This is a genomic window from Mesorhizobium sp. B2-8-9 (genome assembly GCF_006439475.1).
Classification (GTDB): domain Bacteria; phylum Pseudomonadota; class Alphaproteobacteria; order Rhizobiales; family Rhizobiaceae; genus Mesorhizobium.
This window is the reverse complement of the sequence record NZ_VFTQ01000046.1, coordinates 1-25607: the sequence shown is the minus strand read 5'-3', so window position 1 is coordinate 25607 and position 25607 is coordinate 1. Positions and strand designations below refer to the sequence as shown.

18 protein-coding genes are annotated in these 25607 nt (G+C 64.1%); 9 read left to right on the top strand and 9 right to left on the bottom strand.

Going from position 1 to position 25607, the window contains the following annotated elements; all coding sequences use genetic code 11:
* Positions 1-53: 53 nt before the first annotated feature.
* The 4 genes from FJ423_RS31575 to FJ423_RS31560 form a co-directional block, all read right to left on the bottom strand.
* Entirely contained in the window at positions 54-1706 is a 1653-nt protein-coding gene (locus FJ423_RS31575; protein ID WP_140847460.1) for a VWA domain-containing protein, read from the bottom strand.
* An 87-nt stretch (positions 1707-1793) separates the two neighbouring features.
* Positions 1794-2801 carry a GlxA family transcriptional regulator gene (locus FJ423_RS31570; protein ID WP_095765643.1) on the bottom strand — a complete coding sequence of 336 codons (1008 nt, stop codon included), beginning with the start codon at positions 2799-2801 and terminating at the stop codon, positions 1794-1796.
* A 109-nt stretch (positions 2802-2910) separates the two neighbouring features.
* On the bottom strand, positions 2911-3810 hold the full coding sequence (folD, locus tag FJ423_RS31565; protein WP_140847457.1) for a bifunctional methylenetetrahydrofolate dehydrogenase/methenyltetrahydrofolate cyclohydrolase FolD: 900 nt from the start codon (positions 3808-3810) through the stop codon (positions 2911-2913).
* A 219-nt stretch (positions 3811-4029) separates the two neighbouring features.
* On the bottom strand, positions 4030-6510 hold the full coding sequence (locus FJ423_RS31560) for a GumC family protein (protein ID WP_140847454.1): 2481 nt from the start codon (positions 6508-6510) through the stop codon (positions 4030-4032).
* Positions 6511-6708: 198 nt separating this feature from the next.
* Between FJ423_RS31560 and FJ423_RS31555 the strand changes: the two genes are divergently transcribed.
* Entirely contained in the window at positions 6709-8004 is a 1296-nt protein-coding gene (locus FJ423_RS31555; protein ID WP_140847451.1) for a lipopolysaccharide biosynthesis protein, read from the top strand.
* Positions 8005-8007: 3 nt separating this feature from the next.
* Here the strand turns inward: FJ423_RS31555 and FJ423_RS31550 are convergent, their stop codons facing one another.
* Genes FJ423_RS31550 through FJ423_RS31540 form a run of 3 tightly spaced genes read right to left on the bottom strand, consistent with a single transcriptional unit; the run spans position 8008 to position 10894 of the window.
* Entirely contained in the window at positions 8008-8934 is a 927-nt protein-coding gene (locus FJ423_RS31550) for a DUF6492 family protein (RefSeq protein WP_095765647.1), read from the bottom strand.
* The gene (locus FJ423_RS31545) at positions 8931-9725 is read right to left on the bottom strand and encodes a WecB/TagA/CpsF family glycosyltransferase (RefSeq protein ID WP_140847448.1); all 795 of its coding nucleotides are present in this window, start codon (positions 9723-9725) and stop codon (positions 8931-8933) included. The genes FJ423_RS31550 and FJ423_RS31545 overlap by 4 nt, the downstream gene beginning before the upstream one ends.
* Complete coding sequence (locus FJ423_RS31540) at positions 9722-10894, bottom strand: glycosyltransferase (protein ID WP_140847445.1); 1173 nt, start codon at positions 10892-10894, stop codon at positions 9722-9724. Before FJ423_RS31540 ends, FJ423_RS31545 begins: the two co-directional genes overlap by 4 nt.
* Before the next feature lie 169 nt (positions 10895-11063).
* Between FJ423_RS31540 and FJ423_RS31535 the strand changes: the two genes are divergently transcribed.
* From FJ423_RS31535 to proC, 3 genes are all read left to right on the top strand, one after another.
* The gene (locus FJ423_RS31535) at positions 11064-12062 is read left to right on the top strand and encodes a glycosyltransferase (protein WP_140847443.1); all 999 of its coding nucleotides are present in this window, start codon (positions 11064-11066) and stop codon (positions 12060-12062) included.
* A complete protein-coding gene (locus FJ423_RS31530; RefSeq protein ID WP_140847440.1) occupies positions 12031-13350 on the top strand; it encodes an O-antigen ligase in 1320 nt (439 codons plus the stop codon). The genes FJ423_RS31535 and FJ423_RS31530 overlap by 32 nt, the downstream gene beginning before the upstream one ends.
* Before the next feature lie 80 nt (positions 13351-13430).
* On the top strand, positions 13431-14246 hold the full coding sequence (gene proC / locus FJ423_RS31525; RefSeq protein ID WP_140847437.1) for a pyrroline-5-carboxylate reductase: 816 nt from the start codon (positions 13431-13433) through the stop codon (positions 14244-14246).
* On the opposite strand, the gene FJ423_RS31520 is transcribed toward proC, so the two are convergent.
* On the bottom strand, positions 14221-15561 hold the full coding sequence (locus tag FJ423_RS31520; RefSeq protein ID WP_140847434.1) for an NAD(P)H-dependent oxidoreductase: 1341 nt from the start codon (positions 15559-15561) through the stop codon (positions 14221-14223). The genes proC and FJ423_RS31520 overlap by 26 nt on opposite strands.
* Before the next feature lie 470 nt (positions 15562-16031).
* Here FJ423_RS31520 and FJ423_RS31515 point away from each other — a divergent pair, with 470 nt between their 5' ends.
* Genes FJ423_RS31515 through FJ423_RS31500 form a run of 4 tightly spaced genes read left to right on the top strand, consistent with a single transcriptional unit; the run spans position 16032 to position 21527 of the window.
* The gene (locus tag FJ423_RS31515) at positions 16032-17420 is read left to right on the top strand and encodes a TolC family protein (RefSeq protein ID WP_224532565.1); all 1389 of its coding nucleotides are present in this window, start codon (positions 16032-16034) and stop codon (positions 17418-17420) included.
* 38 nt (positions 17421-17458) lie between these two features.
* Positions 17459-19591 carry a type I secretion system permease/ATPase gene (locus FJ423_RS31510; protein ID WP_140847431.1) on the top strand — a complete coding sequence of 711 codons (2133 nt, stop codon included), beginning with the start codon at positions 17459-17461 and terminating at the stop codon, positions 19589-19591.
* Between the two features lie 15 nt (positions 19592-19606).
* A complete protein-coding gene (locus FJ423_RS31505) occupies positions 19607-20896 on the top strand; it encodes an HlyD family type I secretion periplasmic adaptor subunit (protein ID WP_095766155.1) in 1290 nt (429 codons plus the stop codon).
* The gene (locus FJ423_RS31500; protein WP_140847429.1) at positions 20886-21527 is read left to right on the top strand and encodes a ribbon-helix-helix domain-containing protein; all 642 of its coding nucleotides are present in this window, start codon (positions 20886-20888) and stop codon (positions 21525-21527) included. Before FJ423_RS31505 ends, FJ423_RS31500 begins: the two co-directional genes overlap by 11 nt.
* A gap of 88 nt (positions 21528-21615) precedes the next feature.
* Here the strand turns inward: FJ423_RS31500 and FJ423_RS31495 are convergent, their stop codons facing one another.
* Positions 21616-22560, bottom strand: a complete 945-nt coding sequence (locus FJ423_RS31495; RefSeq protein WP_140847426.1) for a transglutaminase-like cysteine peptidase — start codon at positions 22558-22560, stop codon at positions 21616-21618.
* A gap of 324 nt (positions 22561-22884) precedes the next feature.
* Here FJ423_RS31495 and FJ423_RS31490 point away from each other — a divergent pair.
* Positions 22885-25607: Ig-like domain-containing protein (locus FJ423_RS31490; protein WP_181174968.1), on the top strand; the 2723-nt coding region annotated here is incomplete at its 3' end.

The following is a 25607-nucleotide window of genomic DNA, read 5'->3' as shown; positions in this document are numbered from 1 at the left end:
TACGAAAAAGGGCGGCTCGGAGCCGCCCTTTTTCGTTCGTTCGCTAACCACGCCTACTGAACGGTGATCTCGGTCCGCTCGCCGGCCTTGATCGTCACCGGCAATTCCTTCTCCTGGCCTTCAGCGGACATGTGGCGCACGACCACATAGTCGCCGGCGGAGATCGCCTGTTGCCAACTATCACCGTAAGTCAGGCCCAGCGACTTGCGTTTGCCTTCGATGTCCTTCTTCGACGACAACACCTCGATCGAATAGGCGCCGGGTGCCGACATCGCCAGCACGCCCGCATCGAGCGCGACCTTGATGTCCTGATTGTCGCCGGCCTTGATGCTGAAGGGCTGCTCGACGACGGCAAGATCGAGCGTGGTGAGCGCGACATAGTCGTCCGGCGGCAGCCAGAACTTGCTGTCAGGTCCGTAGGAATGCTCCACGCTTTCACGCGAGCCGTCGATCTTCTTCTTCGCCTTGACGACCTCAAAGCCGATGCCGGAATTGTCGGCCTTGTCGCCGCCGGCGGTGTAGTAGGCGTTGAGCACGGCATGACCAACGCCGACGACGATGTCCTTCTCGACGGTCTGCCCGGCGGCAAGCCGGACCGTCTCGGTCGCAGTGCCGGCGCCGATCTGCACCTTCACTTTCTGCTCGCCGGCGGGGACGGTCGCCTTGGCGTCGCCATAGTGCGTGGTGCTGCCGCCAGGATAGGCGAAATCGACACGCGCTTCGCCGCTGATCTCCGAGCCCTGGCTAGCATGCGGGTGGATGACCAAAGTGCCGGCGTTCAGCGTGAACAGCGGGCTGTAGGTCTTGCCAGCCTCTATCTTGATCTTCTGCTCGCTCCTCGCCTCGTCGACGCGGCCGACGACGATGTAGTCGCCCGGTTCGAGATTGGTTTTCAGCTCGCCATACTCGGTCATGACTTGGTCGCCGCGCGAGCCGTCCGCATTGGCCTTGTAGATTTCCCAAGCGTTGCTGTTGTCGGAGATTTCGGGACCGCCCTCGGCCATGACCACGCTCGGCGTGAAATTGAATTCAGGCTTGGCGGGCTCGGGCGCTGGCGCGGGTGACGGAGCGGGCGTCGGCGCCGGAGCCGTGACGGTCTCGACCAGAGCTTCCTGCAGCGCCTTCTCATCGGAGGCCTGGATGTATTTGCCGCCGGTGTTTTCGGCGAGGCAGGCGATCTGCTTGCCCTCGTCGGCGGTCAGGCCGAAGCCGACGACATCGGCGGTGAAGTCGACGCCGCTTTCCTTCAGCTCCTTGCCTAGCGCGCAAGGATCGCCGCCGCAGGTCTCGAGCCCGTCGGTGATCAGCACCACGGTGGCCTTGTCCTCGGTGTATTTGAGCGCTTCCGCCGCCTGCTTGACGGCGGCCGTGAGCGGCGTCTTGCCGAGGAATTTCATGCTGTCGGCTGCCGACGAGATAGCGCTGGCTGAACCGGCCTGCGGCGGAACGATCAACTCGATGTCGTCGCAACTACCTTTGGTGCGATGGCCATAGGCCATGAAGCCGATCTCGTCGTCGGCGGGAACCGACTGAAGCACCGTGCGCAGCGATTCACGCGCGATCTCCAGCTTCGGCTTGCCGTCGATCTGGGCCCACATCGAGCCTGATGCATCAAGAATGATGATGACCTTGTTGGCGGCAAAGCCGAAACCGGTCATCGACAAAAGCAGGAGCGCCGCAGCGACGCTCCGTATCAGTCCCGCCATGGAAATCTCCTGAGAGCAACCCTCGTCCGCGTTGCGAAAGCTATTTGAGGCGGCATTCGGAGACAAGTCCGAAGGCCGGCGAGTCACTCAATAAGTGGTGCGCCGCTCTTCCGATGGCGGACGGCCGAACTGCAGCCGGTAACTCTGCGCGAAATAGGAGTGCGAGGTGAAGCCGGTGGCGATCGCCACGTCGAGAATCGGCATGTTGGTCTGGCGCAGCAATTCGCGCGCGCGTTCGAGCCGCAGCCGCATATAGTAGCGGCCGGGGGTGACGCTCAAATGGCGCAGGAACAGGCGCTCGACCTGGCGCACCGACAGCCCCGCCGACTTGGCGAGCTGCACCGCCGACAGCGGTTCGTCGAGATGATCGGCCATCAACTCGACGATGCGCCTCAGCTTCTCCGACTTGCCGGTGAGGTCCCGTTCGGGGCCGACGCGCTGGCGGTCGCCGGCCGAGCGTATGCGCTCGTGCTGGAACTGGTTGGCGACGCCGTTGGCGAGGTTGGAGCCGAAATCGCCGCGCACGATCTCCAGCATCAGGTCGATCGAGGTGGTGCCGCCGGCACAGGTGTAACGCTTGCGGTCGATCTCGAAGACGTTGCCGGTGCAGTTGATGTCGGGGAAACGCTCCATGAAGCCGGCGCGGTTCTCCCAATGGATGGTGCAGCGATAGCCGTCGAGCTGCCCGGCTTCGGCCAGGAGATAAGAGCCGACCGACAGGGCGCCGAGCGCATTGCCGCGCCGCCCCCAGCTGCGCAGCGCCGCCAGAACCTTGCTCTTGCCGGGAAATTCGATGGAGAGGCCGACCGAAACGAACAGGATGTCGACCGGCGGCATGTCGGCGACCGAATAGTCGATCTTCAACGGCAGGCCGTTCGAGGCCATGACCGCGTCGCCGTCGGCCGAGATCGTCGTCCAGCCATAGAAATCGCGGCCGAGCAGTCGGTTCGCCGAGCGGAAGCAGTCGATGGCGGCCGCCAGCGAGAACATCGAGAATTTGTCGACCAAGAGGAAGCCGAACTGGCGGCCGCCCTGAACGGGATCGCTCGTGATCGGCCGCTCGAGAACGGGATGCGACTGGTTCGAGTGGGGCATCCCGCTCTGTCCCTTTATTTCAGCCGCATTTGTGCAGCGCCAAGTGGTTCCACTTGGCTGCAAAATGCTGGGGAGCGGTCAGGTTCGGCAATGCCGAGGCTTTCTCAAATCAGAAGGACGGCCGCTTCAACCCGGCCGCAAGGTAGGCGGAAGCTACAGTGTTCGCCATCAGCATGGCAATGGTCATCGGTCCGACGCCGCCCGGCACCGGCGTGATCGCACCCGCGAGCTTGGCCGCTTCGGCATAGGCGACGTCGCCGACCAGGCGGCTCTTGCCTTCGCCCTTTTCGGGCGCGGGGATGCGGTTGATGCCGACGTCGATGACGGTCGCGCCGGACTTGACCCAATCGCCCTTGACCATTTCCGGACGGCCGACCGCGGCGACCAGGATATCGGCGGTGCGAGCAAGCGCCGGGAGATCCCTGGTGCGGCTGTGGGCAATAGTGACCGTGCAGTTGGCGGCGAGCAGCAGGTTGGCCATCGGCTTGCCGACGATGTTGGAGCGGCCGACGACGACGGCGTTGAGGCCGGAAAGGTCCTTGCCGCGCACCCGCTCGATCAACAGCATGGAGCCTGCCGGCGTGCAGGGCACGAAGGCCGTGTCGAGCTCGCCGGTGCCGAGCTTGCCGACATTGATGAAGTGGAAGCCGTCGACATCCTTTTCCGGCGCGATCGTCTGGATCACCTTGCCGGCGTCGATATGGCCGGGGAGCGGCAGTTGCACGAGGATGCCGTGGATAGACTTATCGGCGTTGAGGTCGCCGATGATCTTCAGCAATTGCTCCTCGGTGGTGTCGGCCGGCAGCGTATGCTGGAGCGAATGGAAGCCGCATTCCTTGGCGGTGCGCGATTTCGAGGCGACATAGACCTGGCTTGCCGGATCCTCGCCGACGATCACCACCGCAAGGCCGGGCTTGGTGGCCCCTTTGGCCGACAGCTCCGCGGTCAGAGCCTTGACCTTCGAAACCACGTCCTCGGCGACACTCTTCCCATCAATCACTTCGGCCATCACTAACCCTCAGCTTCGCTTCGAGGCCGCATCGACGCACGGCCCCATTTCCTCGATCGGCATTGTCGATCCGCCAAAGCGAGACGCTTGCGGCCCGAATGCAACGCGGCATTTTCACGAAAATTCGACAAGGCAATCCCGTCAAAGCGTCGTCGGATGCCGTAAACCCGAAACCGGCCGCTTTTATCGAACCGCGAGCCGTCCAGAAATACGGATAGTTTAGAAATAGCGGCGGCGCGTGCGGCTTTCGGTCAGCTCGCGCACCGCCTCGCGGAATTCGCGCAGGCTGGCGCGGATCTCGTCGATCTCGCCTTGCTGGCCGGCAGGGGACTGGTCGGCGGGGGGCTGGTCGGCCTCGCCGGCGGCCGGCGACCGCGGATGATAGGATGCCGCCGATGCCGAATAATGATCGTCGTAGGGATCGGTCCGGCCGTGGTCCGGCCGGTACGAATAGGAATAGCCCTGCTCGTATGGCTGCCGGAAATTCTCCCGCGCCGATGGTTGAACCCGGGGATAGCGTTCTTCCAGGGTGGGCGCCCGCCAGGCGCTTTCAGGCGGGACAGAGTCCATATCGACCGTTTCAGCCGGCTCGCGCCGCACGAAATAGCGAACCGCCGAGGCAAGCGAGCCGAAAAGCCCGGGACGGCCGGCATCGTTGGCCGGTTCCGGCGGCGGCGTGACGGATTTGACCGGAGCCGGTGCAGTCGTCGACACCGGTGGTGGAACCGGCGGTGAAGCAGGCGACGGTGTGAATGACGCTGCCGGAGACGGCGTGAAGGATGAAGGCGGAGGCGGCATGAAAGGCGGAGCCGGTGCTGGTGTGAAAGCCGGAGGTGGCGGCGGAGCGACAGGCGAAGCCGGCGGCGTGGCGAGTGGTGGCGGCGCCGGTGGGGCGGCCCGATTGGAATTGCTCTCAAGCGCAGAAGGACGGTCTTCAGTCGCGCGACGCGAGCGTGCATTGGCCGTCTCGCGCAGGCTGGCAAGGATGCCGCGCAGCGCGCCGAGGCCGATGCCGGCAAACAGGCCGGCGAACAGCCCCGCCAAGGCCATCAGGACACGCGTCGGCCCCTTGGCCTCCAGCGGCGGTTGAGCCGGCGAAAGCACGTTGATGTTGGCCGAATTGACGTTCTTTTGCTCGCCGGTTTCCTTGGCGCGCAGCAAATACTGCTCATAAACCGAGCGCTTGGCGGCGGCTTCGCGTTCCAGTTCGCGCAGCGAAACAAGATTGTTGTTCACATCGCCACTCTGCACCTTGGCCTGGGCCAGGCGCGAGGACAAGTCCTGCTCGAGCTGAACGGAGCGCTTCAGGTCGACCTGCAGCGAGGACGCGATGCGCTGCAGCTCGGCGGTGATGCGTTCGCGCGCGCCGGCAAGCTGGGCGTTTAGCGCCTGCAGCTCAGGATGACGCGGCCCGAACTTGATCGCGGCGCGGTCGGCTTCCTGCTTCAGCGCCGCATATTGCGAGCGCAGCTCGCTCATCATGTTGGAGTTGATCTCTTCCGGCAACGTGCCGCTGAGGACCGAGTTGACGTTCAGCGAGCGCGCCGAGGCGGCGCGGGCGTTCAGCTCGAGCGTGCGGGCGCGGGCGACGGAAAGCTGCTCGTTGAGCTTCAACATCTGATCATCGCTGATCAGGTGGCCCTGCGCGTCGACAAGGTCGTGCGTCGCCCTGAAATCCTCAACGTTGCGTTCGGCCGTCTCGACGCCCTTGCGCAGCTCATCGAGCTTCGACGTCAGCGCGCTCGTCGCACGTCCGGCCATTTCTGACTGGTAGTTGCCGATCTCCCGCTGGAAGACGTCTCTCGTCGTGTTAGCTATCTCTGCCGATTTCTCGCCATTGCGCGTGGTGGCGCTGATGGAGATGACAAAAGTCTTGCCCGTGCGCTCGACCGACAGGCTGTCGGCCAGATTGCCGACGGCCAGCGCCTGGCGGCGAATCTCGTCGCTGCCGGCCGGCTGGTCATCTCGCGAAATCATCGAGCGCAAGAACGACGCGACGCCGAGGCCGCCAGACCCCTGACCGTTGAACTCCGGGTCGTTGACGAGGTTGAGCTCCTTGACGACCTCGTCAAGAACCTTGCCTGATGTGACCATCTTGATGCGGGTTTCGACAACGGCCAATGCCGCGTCGGGCTCACCCACCGATTGGGTGAGATCGCGTTCGGCAAGTTTCAGGTCGCCCGGCTCGATGGTTAGCTCGGTCGTAGCTTCGTATTTCTTCGGCGTCGACAGCGCGAGGACTATGCCAAGCGCGGCGCCCAGGATGGTGGTGGACAGGATCAGCGCTTTGGAGCGAGCGATGCCGCCAATCACCTGCACCGGGTCGATCAGCGGTTTCCATTCCTGGGAATCGTCGATAGCAGGTGGTCGGCTTGTATGACGAGGTTCCGGAGCGGCATGCGGTTGGTGACCTTCCGCAGTGCCCCCGTAGCCCTGCCCTAGTGACGCGGCCCGGTCGTCGCCTGTTTCGACTGGATCCGCCTGATCGTGGTCAAATCCGCCGATTTCGGCGGGGCGCGGATTCAACTTTTCTTCGCGCTCGGAACGCGCGGCGCGATGGCGCGCGGCGGCGTCCTCGCGCCAAGAGGAATTGGCCCGGTCGCCGATCGAAACCGTCTTGTCGTCGCCACGCATCGCTTGGCCGAGCGCGAGCAGAGAACGCTCGCGCCTCCAGTCATCACGGTTATCCCTGTCGACCATTGTCCTGGAACTTGCTCTCTGGCGGCTTGGGCGCGCGGATCGGCCAATCGTTAAGCCACGCTAAACAGGCATAGGAAACAAACGGTTAATTTTGCGCCTCGGCGGGCACAGTTTTCGCCCCTGTTCACCGCATTTCAGGCCGCCGGGACGGCCGCCAGAACGCCGCGTTAAACTTTGCAGCCTATCTATCGCCCGGGTATGACCCAGGCCAGCGACATGCCGCAAGGGCGGAGCTTCGCGCGGATCGGCCACTTCGTGGCCACCCGCCGGAAACTGGTATTCGATTATTTCTCTGCGATCAGCGGCGCCGGCGGTCGGCTGGTGTTTTCGCTCGCCTATTTCATCGCTTTGGCCAACACGATTTCGATCACCGAATTCGGCATGTTCGCAACCGCCTCGGCCGCCGGCATCATGCTGTCGCGCATCCTCGCCTTCGGCTTTATTTCGGCGCTCTACCGCACCGCCACCATCCGCCCCAACCTGATCGGCACGTTCACCGCCGGTTTCCTGCTTCTCGGCGTCCTGTCGCTGCCGTTCCTCGCCGCTGCGTCCTACGGCGTCTATCTGATCTTCTTCGCCGGGACCGTGCCGCTATCGGCCTTCGCCGCTGTCGTCTTCGCCGAGGCGCTTTTGTGGCGACCGGTCGAAGTGGCGCTGATCGTCAACAACGGGCTCGGCAAGTTCGGGCGGGCGGCCGTGCTCGCCATCCTGGCGACGGCGCTCAGGGCAGTCGGCGCGATCCTGTTCATGCTTGGCGCGCGGCACACGATCGGCGTCTGGTCGCTGTTCTATATTGGCGCCAATGCCGCCTCGCTCGTCGTCGCCTTCGTCTTCTTTTATCCGCGCCAGCGGCTGCGGCTGCGCACCGAGCTCTATTTCAGGCGGCTCGCCGATTCCATCTATGTCGCCAGCTCCGAAGTGCTGTTCTATCTGCAGATGGAGTTCGACAAGCTGCTGGTGCTGTCGATCGGCGGGCCGCATCTGGCCGGCATCTACGCCATCATCATGCGGCTGGTCGATCTCACCGCGATCCCGATCCGCACCTTCTCGATGATGCTGGTGCAGCGCATGATGCGGGCGCCGGAGCTGTTGTCGCGGCTGGCGGTGAAGAGCGGCATCGAAGGCGGCGTGTTCCTGGTCTCGACGCTCGCGCTCGTGTCGCTCGGCATCGTGCTCCACTTCTTCCCAAACGCGCTCGGCAGGAATGTCGCCGAGGCAGCGCCGCTGGTGGCTCTCGCGGTCTGCGTGCCGGGCTTGCGCAACCTCGTCGAATATCAGGCCGAGCTGCTCTTCGCGCGCGGCCAGACGGCGGTGCGGGCGATCAATCTCGGCCTGCTCGCCGGCTTGAAGGCGGTTCTGCTCACTTATGTGCTGACCACCATCCCCGACACGGCCAATCTGGTCCTGTCGCTCAACATCGTCTTCCTGCTGCTTTATCTCGCCTCGATGCTGCTGACCTATTCGGCCATGCGCCGGCCGGCCAAGGCGATCTGAGCCTTACGCGGAAAGCCCTATCAGGCGGCGGATGCGGCCGGTATCGGTGCCGATGAAGGATTGCATGCCGATTGCCACCTGTTCCGGCGCCATAGCGTCGACGAAGCGGCGGAATTCCTCGTCGGACAGCGGCTCGCCGTTCCAGTGGACGCGGCAGAACTCCTCCGAGCCGTGGAAATGGCCTGCGCCTTGAAGCACGTCGTCGACATAGCGGCCATAGATCATGCATTCGGAGAATTTTCGCGCCGAGCCGACCACGCCGACCCAGTCGCGACCATGCACCTTCTCGATGCGCTCGCACATGGCGTTGACCGTCTCGCGGCGCCAGGCGATCAGCGTCGAGATGTAGTCGTGGCTCGATGGATTGGAGGGATCGATGCAAAGCGCGGCGCCGGCATTGCGCGACCAGATGCGATGCTCGTCATGTCCATCGCTCGCCAGCACGCCGTCACGCCGGAACAGCCGCACCTTGCCGTCGCGCCAGAAGGCGTTCGCGTCGAACGGCTTCAGGAAGGCGACGTCGGAATCGCAGAAGACGAGCACGTCTTCCTTTGCCTGCCCGGCAATGGCGATGCGGCGCAGCTGCTGCACATGCCAGCCGCGCAGCGGCTGCGTTTTCAGGCTCAGCCAGACGCGGCGGCGGAAGCCGCTCAGCGGATCGTCGAACACGCGCAGCCAGCGCGGCAACAGGTCCCGCTCGTCGACAACGCTGCGGCGGCTGCCTTCCAGCTGGCGAAACAGCGCGACATCGCGATGTTCGGTGAGGATATAATGATGCGCCATGCCGGTGACGTGGCGATCGACGGTTTCGCATAAAAGCCGGCAGCGCTCGAAATCGGGAGCGTAGCTTGCGGTGACGATCGCAGCCAAGGGCATGCGCGGCAGCGCTTCGACCGCAGTGGAGGCGTCCGGAACGAAGCGGCTGTTCACCGGCGCGCCTCCAGCGGCAGCGGTATACGCAACAGCTTCTGCTTGACGACGCGCCACAGGAAGAGCGGATTGCCGACAATATAGCGGCGCCACAGGCGGCCGGGTTCGATCCACAGGCGGAACAGCCATTCGAGCCGCAGCCGGCGCAGCCATAGCGGCGCGCGCGGCACCGAGCCGCTCATGAAATCGAGCAGGGCGCCGACTGCGACCGGCAGCGTGCAATGGCGGCTGTCGATGTGGCGCTCGATCCACAATTCCTGGCGCGGCACACCCATGGCGACAAGCAGCACATCCGGCCGCAGCCTGGCGATGCGCTCGAGGATCGCCGGCTCCTCGGCGGCCGAGAAGAAGCCGTCATGGACGACGACGAATTTGTGCTGCATGGCGAGCGTCGAGAGCTTCGCGCATGCGGCTTCGGCATTGGCGCGCGTCGTGCCGAGCAGCGCCACCGTCAGCGGATGCGACGAGGCCTGCAGGAAGGCCGGAATGAAGTCCGTGCCGTTGAGATTGCTCGGGAAAGGCGCACCGTAAAGCAGCTTTGCCGCCATGTCGACGCCGACGCCGTCGGGCAGGATGAGGAAGTTTTCCAGCGCCTCGGCAAACACCGGGTCGGTGCAGGCAAGGTTGGCGTTATGGGCGTTGAGGAAGCTCACCTTGGTGAAGCGACGCTCGTCGATCAGCCTGGTGAGCAAGGCGATGGCCTCGTCCCAGCGTATGGCCAGCACCGGAATACCCAAAATGGTCTTGAGCATATCAAAGCCGAAAGCGGCGCGCGCGGTGTGCATGTTCACGCGGCCGCCTCCTGCCTGACGGCGCCGAGCTTCTCCAGGCCAAGCCCGATCGCGACGTCGAGCGCCTTGAGCTGGCGGCGATGAAAGGCGCTGCCATCCACGTCGCGGACATGGGCCGCAGCCGCCTGCAGCGCCGCCGCGAAAGCAATCGGATCGTCGGTCACTACGCAATTGTCGGGGCGATAGCCGATGCCGCGCAGCGAGCGACTGGTGGCGACGGACGGCAGGCCAAGCTCGAAGGTCTCGATGGTCTTCAACTGCACGCCGCTGCCGGCGGTGCTGATCAAGGGAATGACGGCGGCGCCGCGCACGAAGGCCTGCGCATCCGGAACCCTGCCGACGAAGGAAACGCCGGGATGCGGCGAGCTGATGCCGGAAGGCACAATGCCCGCGATCCTGATGCGGAAATCCGGCTTCAGATGCGGCACGACCTTGGTCAGGAACCAGTCGAGGCCGATGCGGTTCGGCTGCCAGGTCCAGGTGCCGATCAGCGCGGCGTCGCAATCGATATGCCGCTTCGCCCTGCTTGTCGGCGCCTGCGCACGGGTGACCAGCGGCAGCACCGCGGAGCGCCGGTCGGAAGCGACGCCAAGTGCCGCGCGGTCTTCCTCGGCCACCGTGAAGACAAAGCGCGCGGCGCCGCAGAGCCGCTCTTCCATGACCTTGAGGAGCCTGGCCTCGCGGCGGAACATCCAGCGCTGAAGCGCGCTGCCGGCCGCGGCCGCATTTTCCTCGGCCGAGCGGTGCTCGACATTGTGCGCGACGAAGACGAATGGACGGTCGGCGAGAACCTTCTCAAAGGCGCCGGCGAACTGCACCGAGTTTAGGACATAGCCGTCGAAGGGACCGGCGCGTTCGATGGCGTCGCGGACTTGCGCATCGGCAACGACACGCAGCTTGACGGAGGAAAAGGTAAGACCGGAGAGAACCGCCTTGCCCACCCAGGCAAGCTTTTGCAGCGGCGACGCGCTTTCGGTGCGCACCTCGACGGCGTCGAGCACGACGGTGTTTTGCGGATCGGACGGGGCTTTGCCCGGCCAGATGAAGCCGATCACCGTCACGCGCACGCCGGCGCGCCGCAGCGCGTCGATGATCGCGGCGTTGGCAATCTCGTAGCCTGAGGCGAGAGCGCCATCAGGCACGATCGATGTGGCGAACAGCAGATGCATCTCACCTATCCTTGGCTGCAGCCGGTAGCAAAACGCGGTGAAGCCTTGATTAAATGGCACTGTCAAAGGCCGAAGACCCGGCTTTTCCGAAGGACGGGCGACAAGGTGATTAACGAAACGTTATCACCGCGATGCTATCGAGGGCTCCAACCCTCGCTGCTGGAAACGGATGATCCCTTTGCCGTCCGACGCTTCTGTATCGATCGCGGGACGGTCGCCGGGGCTTGCCGCCGAGACCGTCGTGGCAGTCGTGACGCTGCCGACCTTCAAACGGCCAAAGCAGGTGCTGGAAACGCTGGCTTCGCTCAAGGCGCAACGGACCGGCAGGCGCTTTGCCGTCATCGTCATGGAAAATGAGGCCGAGGCGCGCGAGGGCGCCAAGGCGGTGCTGCCCCTGTTCGAAAGCGGCGAGATGCCCGGCATGGTCATCATTGCGCATGAGCGCGGCAATTGCAGCGCCTACAATGCCGGTTGGCAGACGGCGATCCTGCAGTTTCCCAATTTTCGCCACCTGCTGGTCATCGATGACGACGAGATCGCCGAGCCAGACTGGCTCGAGCGCATGTGCGGCGCCGCGGAGACACTTGAAGCCGACATTGTCGGCGGCCCGCAGGTACCCATCTTTGCCGATGCCTCGCATGCCAGATGGGCTGAGCACCCGGTGTTCGCGCCGCCCTATCGGGAGACGGGCCGCGTGCCGGCGCTCTATTCGTCCGGCAACCTGCTGCTCGGTCGCAACGTGCTTAAGGACATGGGACCGCCCTTCCTCGATCTCAGGTTCAATTTCATGGGCGGCGGCGATTCCGACTTTCTCAGCCGGTGCGCGCAAAAAGGCCTCGTGCTCGGCTGGTGCGCCGAGGCAAAGGTCAACGAAACTGTCCCTGCCCGGCGCGTCGAGGCCGACTGGATCCGCGCCCGCAGTCTGCGCAATGGCGTGATCTCGACGCTGGTCGAAAAGAAGAAGCGCGCCGGCACGCCGCTTGCCGGCCTCAAGGTTTTCCTGAAGAGCCTGGCGCTGCTCGCCGCCTCGCCGCTGCGCGGCGCCATCCGGCTGGCGCGCACCGGCTCGCTGACGACGAGCCTCTATCCAGTCTATGTCGCGCTCGGCCGGGTGCTCGCCGAATTCGGATATGCCAATGAGCAGTACCGGCAGCCTGAGAAGAATTGAGCACGCGCCGCTTGGCGCCGTCTTCACCAGGGAAGGTGTGGCGACGGCTATCGCCGCGCTCCTGTTCACCGTCATCATCGTCTCGTTCCGGCCCTTCCAGCCGGCAGGCGCGGAACTGACGGGCGACGGCGGCGACATCGTCAACCAACTCGGCTTCGGCTCGCTCGGCGCGGTCTCCATCTTCTCGCTGCTGGCCTTCGCCGACCCGCGCGTGGTGCGCTCGCTGGTGAGCCCTTCCTGGGCGCTGATGCTGGGCTTCTTCTTCCTGTCGGTGGTGCTTGCCACCGATCCGCCCGCGGCGATGCGCGCCGCCTCCTTCACCATGATCGGCATCATCACCATGGCGACGATCCTGGTGTTGCCGCGCGATGCCGATTCCTTCGCCAGGATGGTCATCTTCACCGCCGTCGTGGTGATCGGTCTTTCCTATGTCGGCCTGGTTGTCTTCCCGCATGAAGCGCTTCACACCGCCGACTCGCAGGAGCCCGAGCATGCCGGCCTGTGGCGCGGCGTCTTCACGCACAAGAACATCGCCGGTCCGGTGATGGCCTGTTTCAGCTTCGCCGGACTGTACCTCTTCCGGCGCGGCCAGCGCTGGTGGGGCGCCGGCATCTTCTGCGCGGCGATGATCTTCATGCTGCACACCGGCTCCAAGACGACCGCCGGGCTGATCCCGTTCTCGATCATGATCGTCGTGCTGCCCAGCCTCATCGGCATGCGGCACGGCACGCCGATCCTATTTGCGCTGGCCATCAGCGCGACCGCCGTCGGCACGCTCGGCATCGTCTTCATCGCGCCGGTGAAGCATCTGGCGGCAATCTATTTCCCCGATCTCACCTACACCGGACGCACGACGCTCTGGGAGTTCGCCGGCGAGATGCTGGCGAAGAAGCCCTGGACCGGCTACGGCTATGAAAGCTTCTGGGGGACGCCACTGCTGCTCAACCAGGACCAGCCCTTCGACCGGCCCTGGGATATCCGCACCATCGTTCACGGTCACGACGGCTATCTCGACATCGCCGTACTGATGGGCATCCCGGCGCTCTGCGTCGCCGTCTACACCTTCCTGATCGCCCCTTTGCGCGACTATATGCGCATCCCGGCGCGCAAGGAAAACATCTTCCTCGGCGACTTTTTCATGATGGTGGTGCTGTTTACGGCGCTGAACGGTTTCCTGGAAAGCTTCTTCTTCCATCGCGGCGATCCCGTCTGGCTGTTCTTCGTGCTCGGCGTACTCGGCTTGAGACAAGTCTCGCTGCGGCCGATCCCGGTTCGCCTTTCAAACTAATCCTGGCCGATCGATCTCCCGCCGACTGCTCTTTTCCACTGCGGCGCAACCGTCTAAGGAGAGCCTTCTCGGAGGTTTTCATGACGATCAGGCTCATTCTCGCCGGTTGCGGCAATATGGGTTACGCCATGCTCTCGGGCTGGCTGAAATCCGCCAAGCTCGAGCCGCAAGCGGTGTTCGTGGTCGAGCCCAACGCGGAACTGCGCCGGCGCGCCGAACATCTGGGCTGCCGTGCTGCCGCCGACGCCGCCGGCATTCCGGCCGATGCCGTGCCCGATCTCGTCGTCATCGCGGTAAAGCCGCAGGTGATCCGCGAGGTGACGGCGCAGTACAGGCGCTTCGGCGACGGCAGGACCAGCTTTCTCAGCATTGCGGCCGGCACGCCGGTCGCCACTTTCGAGGAAATCCTGGGCGAGCTCGCGCCGGTCATCCGCTGCATGCCGAACACGCCGGCGGCGATCGGCAAAGGCATGATGGTCGTTTTCTCCAACCCGCTGGTCTCCGACGACGTCCGCCGCTTCGTCCTTGAGCTGCTTTCGGCGAGCGGCGTCGTGACGACGATCGACGACGAGGGCCTCATGGACGCCGTGACGGCCGTCTCCGGCTCAGGCCCGGCCTATATCTTCCACTTCATCGAGGCGCTGACGGTCGCGGCCGAGAAGGCCGGTCTTCCCGCCGAAACCGCCAAGCTGCTTGCCATGCAGACCGTCTTCGGCGCCGCCTCGCTCGCCGCGGAAGCAGACGAGGAGCCGGGCGTGCTGCGCCAGCAGGTGACCAGCCCCAACGGCACCACCGCTGCGGCGCTTGCAGTGCTGATGGGCGGCGACCGCTTGACGAAGCTCGTCACCGAAGCCGTGGAAGCCGCGCGGCTCAGGTCGATAGAGCTGGGGAAGTAATCTTCGTTCCGTAGAGCATGTCATCCTGAAGCCGGCGCAGGGCGTAGAGCCTCGTTGTCCGGTCCGGCACGGCATTGTCCTCAGTCAACAACTCGCCCTTGTTCACCGGCTTCAGCACCTTGCCGCCTTCGAGCAAGCCGACCGGGACGGCGCGGACGGCGCGGGCATCGCCGACGGTCATGGTCCAGGAGCGGTAACAAGTCTCGCCGATCGCATCCAGGGTCTCCCCGGCGGCAAGGTCGCGCTTGGCGACTGCGCAGACTTCCGCCACCGGCCTCGGCAGAGGCACCATATCGGGCTTGCCGTAGAGCATGATGCGGGCGGCGGTGAGCGGCACCTCCAGCGAAGTCAGGTGATAGGGCCGGAACAGGCCGTAATAAGGGCCCGTGCCGACATGGAGATCGTCCATGCGTTCGACGACGCGCGGGTGCATCGCCTCGACGATGACGAAAACGCCGGGCGCCACGCCCTTGCCGATCGTGTAATCGACGACGCCTTTCCTCGACAGGAGCCCGCCACGCTCTTTCGGGATCAGCACCTTGGCCAGCTGATCGCGATCGGCCCTGGGGCCGTGCATGCCTGGAACATCCGGGACCAGCCCGGTGGCGTTGGCAATGGCGCACATCTCGACCATGGTCTTCGAGCCGTCGACAAACTCGACCAGCATGCGCGGGTTCATGTTGCGGCGCGCCGCCTCTTCCCGGTAGTCGTCGGGAACCGCGTCGTGGTTGAGCGGATTGTTCTTGCCCTTGCCGGCCGCGACGATGCCTAGCCCAAGCGCCGAGGCGAATTCGATCAGCTCCATGCAGCTTGACGGCTCGTCGCCCGCGCCGACCGAATAGACGACACCCAGCCGGTCTGCCTGCTGCTTCAGGTAGCAGCCGATGGTCACGTCAGCCTCGACGTTCATCATCACCAGATGCTTGCCATGCTCCATCGCCATCAGGTCGAAATCGGCGGCGACGCCAGGTTTTCCGGTAGCGTCGATGACGACGTCGATCAGCGGGTTGGTGACCAGCATCTCGTTCGAGGTGATGGCGATCCTGCCGCTCTCGATCGCCCGGGTGACCCCGGAGCCGGTCTCGGCCTCGGCGGACATCGCCTCGTCGCCATAGGCGATGCGGATCGCCTCACGGGCGGTGTGCGGACGGCGCGTGGAGATGGCCGCGATCGAGATGCCCGGCATCAGCATGCCCTGCGTCACCAGATCGGTCCCCATCTCGCCGGAGCCGATGACGCCGATGCGCACCGGCCTGCCCTCGGCGGCGCGTCGGGCAAGATCGCGGGCAAGCCCGGTCAGGGTGATATTGGTCATGCAACAAAATCCACGGCTTTTTGCTCGGCCGGCAATACAGGGAACGATCCGCGTTTGCCAATCAAACCAGGCTGAAATGGCGTTTTCTTGCGCATGCTTTGCAAGGCCGCAGCAGATTTCGCAGGAGCTTGTGCACGGGCGCTGCACGATTCGCCGTTTCTTTCAGACCATAACCATCGCTGCGCGATTGGAACTGGGAGAGTCCCGACGAGCGCGCCCGGTTTCTGTGCTATTTTTGCTACAGGCTTTAACCCTAATGCCGGAAATCGCAATTTTAGCGGGTGTCTAATCCATTATATGCTCACGGCCCCAAAAAATCTGATAGATACTGGCTGAAAGGTCCGGTGGCAGGCTTGGGCAAATAAGCGCCAATAAAAACATAATGGCGCGGGGATAGTCACGGGGTAGAAATGACCAGGACGGGTAAAATTACCGTCGGCTGGCGCGTTGCGCTTGCTGTCACGGTGTCAATGTTGGCTTGTGGTAGCGCCAGCGCACTCACACTCAAAGAAGCTGTCGCCGTCGCCGTGGAGTCCAATCCGGAGATTGGGCAGGCGATCGAAAACCGCGAAGCGATCGAATTCGAGCTGCGACAGGCCAAAGGCCTTTACCTTCCCAGCGTCGACCTGGAAGCATCGACCGGCGTTCGCCGCCTGGACAACGACACGCGGCGCGCGCTCGACGAGGATCACAAAGCTCTCTATCCGAACGAGGCAGACCTCACCGTCTCGCAGACGCTTTATGACAGCGGCGCAAGGCGGGCGGAGCTGAACCGCCAGGCCTCGCGGGTCGATGGAGCGTCCTTCAGGGTTCTGGAACGGTCCGAGTTCATCGGGCTCGCCGTCGTCCAGGATTATCTGGAATACATGCTGCAGGCTTCGATCGTGGTCGAAGCCAAGAAGAACCTCGGCTTCCATCAGTCCATCCTCAGCGATATCAGGCAAGGCATCGCAGGCGGCGCGCTCAACGATGCCGACCGGCAGCAGGCCGAGGAACGCCTTTATGCCGCCAAGGCGCGGATGCAGGAAGCGACCGAAGAACTCGAGGCGGCCAAGATCCGCTTCTTCAAGAATGTCGGCAAGCCGCTGACCAACGCGTCGCGGCCCGCCGATGTCGCAGCCGCCCTGCCGCGGTCGCTGGACGATGCGATCGGGCTCGCCAGGCAGAACAACCCGCGCGTCCATATGGCCAACAGCGACATCGACGCCGCCGCTTCGCTGGTCGACGCGGCGCGGGCGAAATACGGCCCGACGGTTACCGCCGAGGGCGTTGCCCGGGGCGGATATGACATCGACGGCGACAATGGCGACGCGAGCGATCTGCAGGCTCGGGTGGTGCTGCGCTGGAACCTCTATCGCGGCGGCATCGACAAGGCCAACGAACAGGAACAGATTCGCCGCACCAGCGAGCAGCGCCTTGCGCTGCACCAGGTGCTGCGCGAGATCGAGGAAGCCGTCCGGACCTCATGGGACCGCCGCTTCCGCCAGGCGGAGCTGGCAAAGACACTGCGCCAGCAGGCAGCCACCAATGAAAAGCTGGTCGCCTCCTATCGCGAGCAGTTCAAGGTCGGGCAGCGCTCGCTGCTCGACGTGCTCGATGCCCAGAACACGCGCTTCAACACCGCGACGCTGGCCGACACGTCGTCCTACGCGTCGCTGTTCGCGGAATACCGGCTGCTGGCCGCAACCGGCGAATTGCTGAAGACGCTCAACATCCAGCCGGCCAAGCAGGCCGCGGCCTACGCGCGTGAGGAATTCGGTGTGCCGGCCACGGCCGATACCGAGACCTATGCGCGCACGCCGTCGGAGCAGAAGAACGATCTGCCGTTCGACATCCTCGCGCCGGTCAGGAAAAAGTAGCCGATGTAGTATCGATCTTCGGTCCTTCGGGGCGGATCGTGAACCAGCAACCTAATATCCTATCGCCCAAGGAGGCTTTCAAAGCCTGCTTCTGCGCTGTGGCGGCCTATCTCGGCAGGCCGAGCGCCGAAACGGTGCTGTTTGCCGGCGTGCCGATTTCGGAGACGCGCATCGAGCCGGACGAGATCCGTCATCTGGCCGAGCGCATCGGCCTGGAGGTGCAGAATTTCAGCCATCGCGATTTCCTGCGCGGCCGCTTCGATCTTCCGGCCATCGTCTTTCGCGTCAGCCAATTGCCGATCGCCCTCCTGGCGGAAATCGAGGGCGGGCAATATCTGACGGCGCCACAGGAAAACGGCCGCTCCACGATCGACAGGTCGGAACTCGCCGAAAGCTATATCAGCGGCGGCACGTCCTTCTCGATCACCTATGCCAATCAGGCCGAGGAGATGACGGTCGGCACCGCCGCGCGGATCGAAAGGCGCCACTGGCTCACCGGCACGATGGGGGCGTTCTGGCGCACCTATTCGAAAGTGGTGCTGTCGGCGGTGTTCATCAATCTGCTGGCGATCGCCTCGCCGATCTTCACCATGAATGTCTACGACCGCATCCTGCCCAACAAGGCGATCTCGACGCTGTGGGTGCTGGCGCTCGGCATCGGCGCGGCGATCCTGTTCGACCTGCTGCTGAAGACGGCCAGGGCGTCGCTGATCGACTATGCCGGTCGCAAGGCGGACCTGCGGATTTCCTACCTGCTGTTCGAGAAAGTGCTGAATTCCTCGCTTTCGGCGCGGCCCGGGTCGACGGGTGAATATGCAAACCGCGTCACGCAATACGAATTCGTGCGCGAGTTCTTCACCTCCAACACGATCAGCGTCTTCATCGACACTATCTTCGTCTTCGTCTTTCTGGCTGTCATCTACGCCATCGGCGGCTGGCTGGTGGTCATACCTGCGCTGGCCTTCGTCATCTCCGTCATTGTCGGGCTGATCACGCAGAGGCGGATCGGCAAGCGGGTCGCGGCATCGATGAACGAGGCGTCGCAACGCCAGGCCCTGCTGGTCGAGTCCATCTCGACGCTGGAGACGATCAAGTCGTTGCGCGCCGAAGCCTACCTGCTGCGCAAATGGGGCGAGCACTCGAAGAACGCGGCCAACACGTCGGAAAAAATCAAGGAGCTCTCGGCGGCGGCGGGCAACATCACCGGCGCCATCCAGCAATTCGTGACGGTCGCCCTGGTCGTGGCCGGCGCCTATGCGTTCTCGGAAGGCCAGGTGTCGACCGGCGCCATCATCGGCACCGTGATGCTCGCCGGCCGCGCCGTGGCGCCGCTCGGCCAGATCGCCATCACGCTTGCCCGGTTCCGGCAGGCGATGCTGTCGCTCAAGATCATCAACACGATCATGTCGCAACCGGAGGACCGCCCCGACACCGTCGGCTTCGTCAACCGGCCGATCCGCAGCGGCGCGCTGGTCTTCAGGAATGTCGGCTTCGCCTATCCGGGCACGGAAAACGAGGTTCTGAGCGGGCTCAACATCGCGGTCAAGCCTGGCGAGCGGGTCGGCATCATCGGCCGCATCGGCTCCGGCAAGACCACGATGGGACGGCTGATCGGCCGGCTGTTCCTGCCGACGTCGGGGGAGCTGCTGCTCGACGGCATCGATATCCGCCAATACCACCCCTCGGAGGTGCGTGCCGCGGTCGGCATCGTCGCGCAGGCCGGGGACCTGTTTTCGGGAACCATCAAGGAGAACCTCCTGATGGCGGCGCCGGGAGCGACGGACGAGGAGATCATCGATGCGGCGAAGGCCGCCGGCGTCGACGACTTCGTGTCGCGGCATCCGCGTGGCTACGACATGAATGTCGGCGAGCGTGGCACCAATCTCTCGGGCGGCCAAAGGCAGGCTGTGGCGATCGCGCGGCTGCTTTTGACCAAACCGAAGATCGTCTTCCTGGACGAGCCGTCGGGTTCGATGGATCTCGCTTCCGAGCGGCAGTTGATCAAACAGCTCAAGGTGGCGTTCGACCGCAGCACGACGCTGATCGTGTCGACCCATCGCTACAGCATGCTGGAACTTGCCGACCGCCTCATCGTCATCGACCAGGGCCGCGTCGTCGCCGACGGGCCGAAGGAACAAGTCATTCAGGCGCTGCAGAAGGCAAATGCCTGACCGGAACGTATGGACATGCTAGCAAGGGAAGACCGGCCACCACTTTTCGCCTCGGCGTCCGTCTACATCGTCGGGGCGCTGTTCGTGTGCTTCACGGCCTGGGCCTCGTTCGCCGAGGTCGACGAGATCGCGCGCGGCGACGGCAAGGTGATACCCGCTTCGAAGACGCAGATCATCCAGGCCAGCGAACCGGGCGTGGTGCAGGAGATCGCCGTCCAGATCGGCCAGACCGTCAGGAAGAACGACCTCATCATCCGCCTCGACAATTCGGGCAACACGTCGAGCCTTGGCGAAGAGAAGGCCAAGGCGCGAGCTTTGCAGGCGCGCATCGCCAGGCTGCAGTTCGAGCAGAGCGGCAGTGTCGAAGGGTCGTTCCCCTGCCCGGCGGAAATCCAAAAGGTCGCGCCGGAGATCTGCGACAACGAGCAAAGGCTGCTTGTCGCGCGCCGCGACAATTTCGAGGTCAAGCTGTCGGTTCTCAAATCGCGCCTCGACCAGCGCGAGAAGGAACTCGACGAGGCCACCGCCAACGCCGACCGCCTGTCCAAGAGCCTTGCCGTCACCGACCAGGAAGCGGCGCTGGTCGAACCCATGGTCAAGAAGGGCCTGATGGCCAGGACCGAACAGATCCGCGTCGAGCGGGAACAAACCGACCTTCGCGGACAGCTGACCCTTGCCGGCGAGACCATCAAGAAGAGCAAGGGAGCAATCACCGAGGCGCAGCTTCAGGTGAACGAATTGGGGCTGCAATTGCAGCAGGAGGCGTTGAGCGACCTGACGCAGGCGCTCGCCGATCTGTCCGTGGTCGACGAAACCATCCGCGGCGCCACCGACAAGGTAGCGCGCACCGACATCCGCTCACCGGTCGACGGCATCGTCAACACGCTTGACGTCAACACGCTCGGCGCCTTCGTGCAGCCGGGCGCGGTGGTGGCCGGCATCGTGCCGACCTCCGAGACGCTGCTGGTCGAAGCCCGGGTTTCGCCGCGCGACGTCGCCTTCATCCAGCCGAACCAAGAGGCGCTGATCAAGGTCACGGCCTATGATTTCTCGATCTTCGGCGGCATCGAGGGCAAGGTCTCCAACATCACCGCCGACAGCCTCGTCGACCAGAAGACGGGCGAGCCCTATTACCAGGTGCGGGTCGCCACCGACAAATCGACGCTTACCAGGAACGGCAAGACCTACTCGATCATCCCCGGCATGATCTGTTCGGTCGACATCAAGACCGGACGCAAGACGATCCTCAACTATCTTTTGAAGCCCATCAACAAGGCGCGTCAGGAGGCAATGAGTGAGCGATAGCGCCATCCATCCGGGCACCTCGCGCGAGAGGCTGCTGCCATCGCTCGCGGCCGAGGATTTCGGCCCCGAATTCCGCGTCGTGGCGCGCGGCGGCGTGCGTCGCGGCATCCGGCTGGAGCGCGCCTTCTGGGTGTCGCTGAAGCAGATGGCCGAAAGCCGCAAATGCACGATCGGCATGCTGGTCGAGGAGATCGCCGAACACCATCCCGACCAGGGCAACCTCACCTCGGCGATCCGCGTCGCCTGCATGCGCGGCCTCGCCGAGGAAAGCATGGAATTGCGCAAGCTCGCTTCGATCCGCACGATCAACGCGATCCTGGTCGCCTGCCCCTCGCCCGCCTTCGCGCTGTCTTCTTCGAAGAAGATCCTGGCCTTCAACACGCCGTTCCAGCAACTGGTCCGGCGCCAATTGCCGAGCGCTCCCGGGGAGGATGGGCGCCAGGACCTGAAGCTGGCGCTCGACCTCAACGTTCCCGACATCTTCGCCCGGCTCGACGCCAATGGCGAAACGCCGGTCACCAGCGGTTTCGTCATCGGCGCCGGCGAGCGCCGCTATCGCGGCCAGCTCAGCGCCGTGCGTGCGCCCGTCACCGAGCCGGAACTGCTGATGGCTTTCGTCTACAACGGCTAGAGCTACGCATTCCTCCGGAACTGTCCGGGCCGCGCGAAGACAACAGAGCGACCGTGTTATTTTCCGCGAGGCGCTGAACCGCTCGAAACTACTGCCTCAGGCTCGAAGCCACTGATGGTTCCGGCGATCCTTCCCCCGGAGCGACCGTGGCGAAGCCGCCGGCGATGTCGGCGACCTGCGCGCCGGACTTCGACCCGTGGATCCAGGCGCGATCGGTGCTGAAGGAATAGAGCGGAACATAGTCGGGCAGATCGCTGTCGCGCAGGACGGCGTTGCCGAGGCTGTCGAGGATGAAGGTGCCGCTTCCCGTGCTCACCGACAGGACGGCATGGAAGAACTTGCGGCGGCGATCCTGGAGCACCACCAGCGACATGCTCTGCGCCGGGATGCCGGCTCTGAGCAGCGCCGCCATCTTCAATATGGCGAAATCCTCGCAATCGCCGGCGCGATGCTCGAGGATTTCCGAAGGCTTCGCCCAATAGTCGAGCTTGCCATAGACGACGCTGTCCTTGCGATAGGCGATCAGGCGGTTGATGCTGCTGTTGACGAAGGACAGCTTGTCGCGAAAGCCCTTGTCGCCGGCAATCTTGACGATCTCGGCGAAAGCCGGGTTCTCGCGGTCGCAGACGCTGCCGGCGGTGCAATCGACGATGGCCTTGTAGACAGGAGCCCAGCGCGCCGCGACCGGGAAGTTGCGCATCGACAAAGCGACCGAGCCGAAGACGCCGGGGATGATCGCGGCGGTCTGGATCGGGTCGATGCCGGGATCGGTCTTGGCGTGCGCTTCAGCCTCGTAAGGCGCTGCCGGCGCGTAGCCCACAGAAACATCCGCGATCCGGTACGCGGAGGCCGGCTGCCAGGGCAGCGGCCGGGCCAGCGAAACGCCGCCGAGGCTCGCGGGTGCAAGCACCTCTTGCAGGACAGGAGCCGCGCCCGAATTCGCGCTTGCCGACGATGGACCTGCCTGAGCGACAAGGCCGATCGCCAGCAAGAGTACCTTGATCCCCGTCGGGTCTGCTTTTTGTATTTTCATAACGCCCACCTTTGACTGTGGACGCTACCAATCTTGTCTCAAATTATCGGAAATGAAGGTGGGTAAATTTCCGCGAATCACGCTATTCTATTTTGCGTCAAATTTTATTCAAAATTATACTTACATTTACCAAGGCGGAAGGCGTGCTGCGCGGTCATTCCCACCCTCGTTAAGGTCATGCATATCCAGATATATCATCGCAATTTACCAAGTGTAAAAAATGCGATTCTCTACATATTCGAATATATGAAATAGATTGAACGTCTGTTGCAAAGCCCGGGCCTGACATGTCTCTTTCCGGGAAATGCCGGAGGGCCTTTAGCTATGACGACCAATATCGAATTCGACGCCGTTTCAAATTCCTGGGACGAGCACACCAGCGCTGGTGAAAATCATATCTCGACGGGTGTGCAGGTTGCGCAGGCGACCGCCGCCCAGGCGGCGAGCGAACCGGTGCCGGTCGATGTCGGCAGCGGCGCGCCGGCCCAAGGCGCGGCCAATGCGCCGGCCGCAAACCAGCCGGCCGATGCCAAGGCTGCTGCGCCCGCGAACGCACCGGCGGCAAATGCAGCGGCAGGCAATACGCCGCATGAATATCATGTCGAGGCCGGCAATGTCGTGAAGCTTCCGGCCAGCGTGTCAATCGACAACATCAAGGTCGACGGACATGATCTCGTCCTCACGCAGCCCGACGGATCCCAGATCGTCATCAAGGACGCCGCGCTGAATGTGCCGACCTTCATTCTCGGCGACGTCGAGGTGCCGCGCGTGGCCCTGATCGCCGCGCTCGAGGCCAGCCATGTCGATATCGCCTTCGGCGCCGACGGCTCGATCTCGGCCGGCGGCAACGGCTCGCCGGGCAGCGCAGGGGGCAATTTCGAACATCCCGCAGGCGGCATCGGCGACGGCTTCGGCCTGACGTCGCTGCTGCCGCCGACGGACCTTGCCTTCGGCCAGCCGGACCATCGGGAGCTGTTCCCGGGATTGCTACCCGATTCGACGCCGACGATCCTCGACCTGACGCCCTCGACCAGCGGCGGCGACACCAGCGTCAACGAGAAGGGGCTGCCGGAAAGCTCAGGGTCGGAAGGCTCGGGCGAGGTAGTGGCGCCCGGCTCCGACGGCGATCCCTCCGAGCACAACACCGGCACCTTCACCATCAACTCGCCCGACGGCATCGGCTCGGTGACCATCAACAACCAGGTGATTTCGGCCGCCGCGCTTGCCAACAGCGCGTCGACACCGATCAACATTGCGACGCCGTTCGGCAACACGCTGACCATCAACGGCTACGACGCCGCGACCGGCCAGGTGAGCTACACCTACACGCTGGAGCATAGCGCGCAGCATTCCGGTGCGGGCACCGATTCCATCTTCGACAACATGACGGTGACGGTCACCGACAGCGATGGCGACGTTTCGCTTCCGGGAACGCTGTCCGTCGAAATTATTGACGACGTGCCGACGGCGCATGACGACGTTGCCGCGCAGGCAACCGAGAACGCGCCGGTGACGGTGAACGTGATTGCCAACGACGTGCCCGGCGCGGACGGCGTCAACATCACCGACCCGGCGAAGGTCAGCTATGTGGCGAACTCGCTGACTGGCGGCGCCGGCACGGTCACCTACAACAATGACGGCACCTTCACTTACAAGCCGACTGCTGGCGAAGAAGGAACCGTGACCTTCCAGTACCGGATCGTCGATGGCGACGGCGACGCCTCGGTGGCGACGGTGACGATCAACCTGAAGCCGGATTCGACGCCCACCATCGATGTGACGCCGCAGAATCCTGATGCGAACGGCCATAGCGCAGCGAGCGAGGCCGGCCTTCCGCCGCATCATGGCCTGCCGGCCGGCTCGGGTGAAATCGCCGACAACGACGCGAACAACAACAGCGACACCAGCGAGACGACGACCGGCGCGCTGGCGATCACCACTGGTAGCGACACGATCGGCCACCTTTATGTAACCGACAAGGACAATACCCAGATTGAGGTGACGAACGCGGCCGGCGGCATTCTGGTGCACGGCCAGTATGGCGACCTGACGATCACCGGCACGCCGGGGACCGGCTACACCTATTCCTACACGCTGCTCGACAGCACCACCGGTAACAGCACACATGACGATTTCGCTGTCCAAGTGGTCGATTCCGACGGCGACCCCGCTTCCACGACGCTCACCATCGACATCGTCAACGACGTGCCGACGGCACGTAACGACACGGACGCGGCGCAGTCGGGCGAGACCGTGACCGGCAATGTCGAGACCGGGACAAGCACCCATGGTCTCGGCGCGGCGGACACGGCTGGAGCGGACGGGATCGCCTCGATCGCTTGGACGAACGCGGTGACCAATGCCGGCGTGACGACGGTGACCGGCGCGCATGGCGTGCTGACCGTCTTCGCCAATGGCGACTACAGCTATCAGGCCACCCCGAATACGCCGACCGGCACTGACGTCTTCAGCTACACGATCACCGACGGCGACGGCGATACCTCGCCGGCGACGCTGACGATCGAGGTGACCGGCAGCCAGCCGCGTGTGGTGGCGGAGGTTGCGGCGGTGAACGAGGCGGGCATCGACACAACACCACCGGTCGGTGACCTCGGCCCCGGGACGGTGGACGGCTCGCATGCGGGCGACGGCTCGGAGACGACGACGGGCAAGTTGACCTTCTCGGATCCTGACGGGGCGACCGTGACCGGTGTTCAGGCCGGTAATATCGGCAGCGACGTGAACGGCAATGTCGGCACGAACATCAATGGCACATACGGCATCCTACACGTCAACGCGGACGGCACCTACACCTATACGTTGACGTCGCCGGAAGCGAATGTTCCGGCGGGCAATGACGGCGCCAATGTGCAGTCCGGGCAGGATGTGTTCACCTTCACGGTAACCGACAGCTTCGGCAATACATCCACTTCGACCATCTCGATCAATATTACGGACGATGTACCTACAATCTCGAATGCGGTGGTCGGCAGCTCGGTGACGCTCGACGAGACCAATAACGGTCCGACGACGGACGGCGTGCTGAA

What these genes read in the sequence shown, in the direction of transcription:
- FJ423_RS31575 (WP_140847460.1), bottom strand. Translation starts at nt 1,706, where the DNA reads ATGGCGGGACTGATACGGAGCGTCGCTGCGGCGCTCCTGCTTTTGTCG.
- FJ423_RS31570 (WP_095765643.1), bottom strand. Translation starts at nt 2,801, where the DNA reads ATGCCCCACTCGAACCAGTCGCATCCCGTTCTCGAGCGGCCGATCACG.
- folD (WP_140847457.1), bottom strand. Translation starts at nt 3,810, where the DNA reads ATGGCCGAAGTGATTGATGGGAAGAGTGTCGCCGAGGACGTGGTTTCG.
- FJ423_RS31560 (WP_140847454.1), bottom strand. Translation starts at nt 6,510, where the DNA reads ATGGTCGACAGGGATAACCGTGATGACTGGAGGCGCGAGCGTTCTCTG.
- FJ423_RS31555 (WP_140847451.1), top strand. Translation starts at nt 6,709, where the DNA reads ATGACCCAGGCCAGCGACATGCCGCAAGGGCGGAGCTTCGCGCGGATC.
- FJ423_RS31540 (WP_140847445.1), bottom strand. Translation starts at nt 10,894, where the DNA reads ATGCATCTGCTGTTCGCCACATCGATCGTGCCTGATGGCGCTCTCGCC.
- FJ423_RS31535 (WP_140847443.1), top strand. Translation starts at nt 11,064, where the DNA reads ATGATCCCTTTGCCGTCCGACGCTTCTGTATCGATCGCGGGACGGTCG.
- FJ423_RS31530 (WP_140847440.1), top strand. Translation starts at nt 12,031, where the DNA reads ATGAGCAGTACCGGCAGCCTGAGAAGAATTGAGCACGCGCCGCTTGGC.
- proC (WP_140847437.1), top strand. Translation starts at nt 13,431, where the DNA reads ATGACGATCAGGCTCATTCTCGCCGGTTGCGGCAATATGGGTTACGCC.
- FJ423_RS31520 (WP_140847434.1), bottom strand. Translation starts at nt 15,561, where the DNA reads ATGACCAATATCACCCTGACCGGGCTTGCCCGCGATCTTGCCCGACGC.
- FJ423_RS31515 (WP_224532565.1), top strand. Translation starts at nt 16,032, where the DNA reads ATGTTGGCTTGTGGTAGCGCCAGCGCACTCACACTCAAAGAAGCTGTC.
- FJ423_RS31505 (WP_095766155.1), top strand. Translation starts at nt 19,607, where the DNA reads ATGCTAGCAAGGGAAGACCGGCCACCACTTTTCGCCTCGGCGTCCGTC.
- FJ423_RS31495 (WP_140847426.1), bottom strand. Translation starts at nt 22,560, where the DNA reads ATGAAAATACAAAAAGCAGACCCGACGGGGATCAAGGTACTCTTGCTG.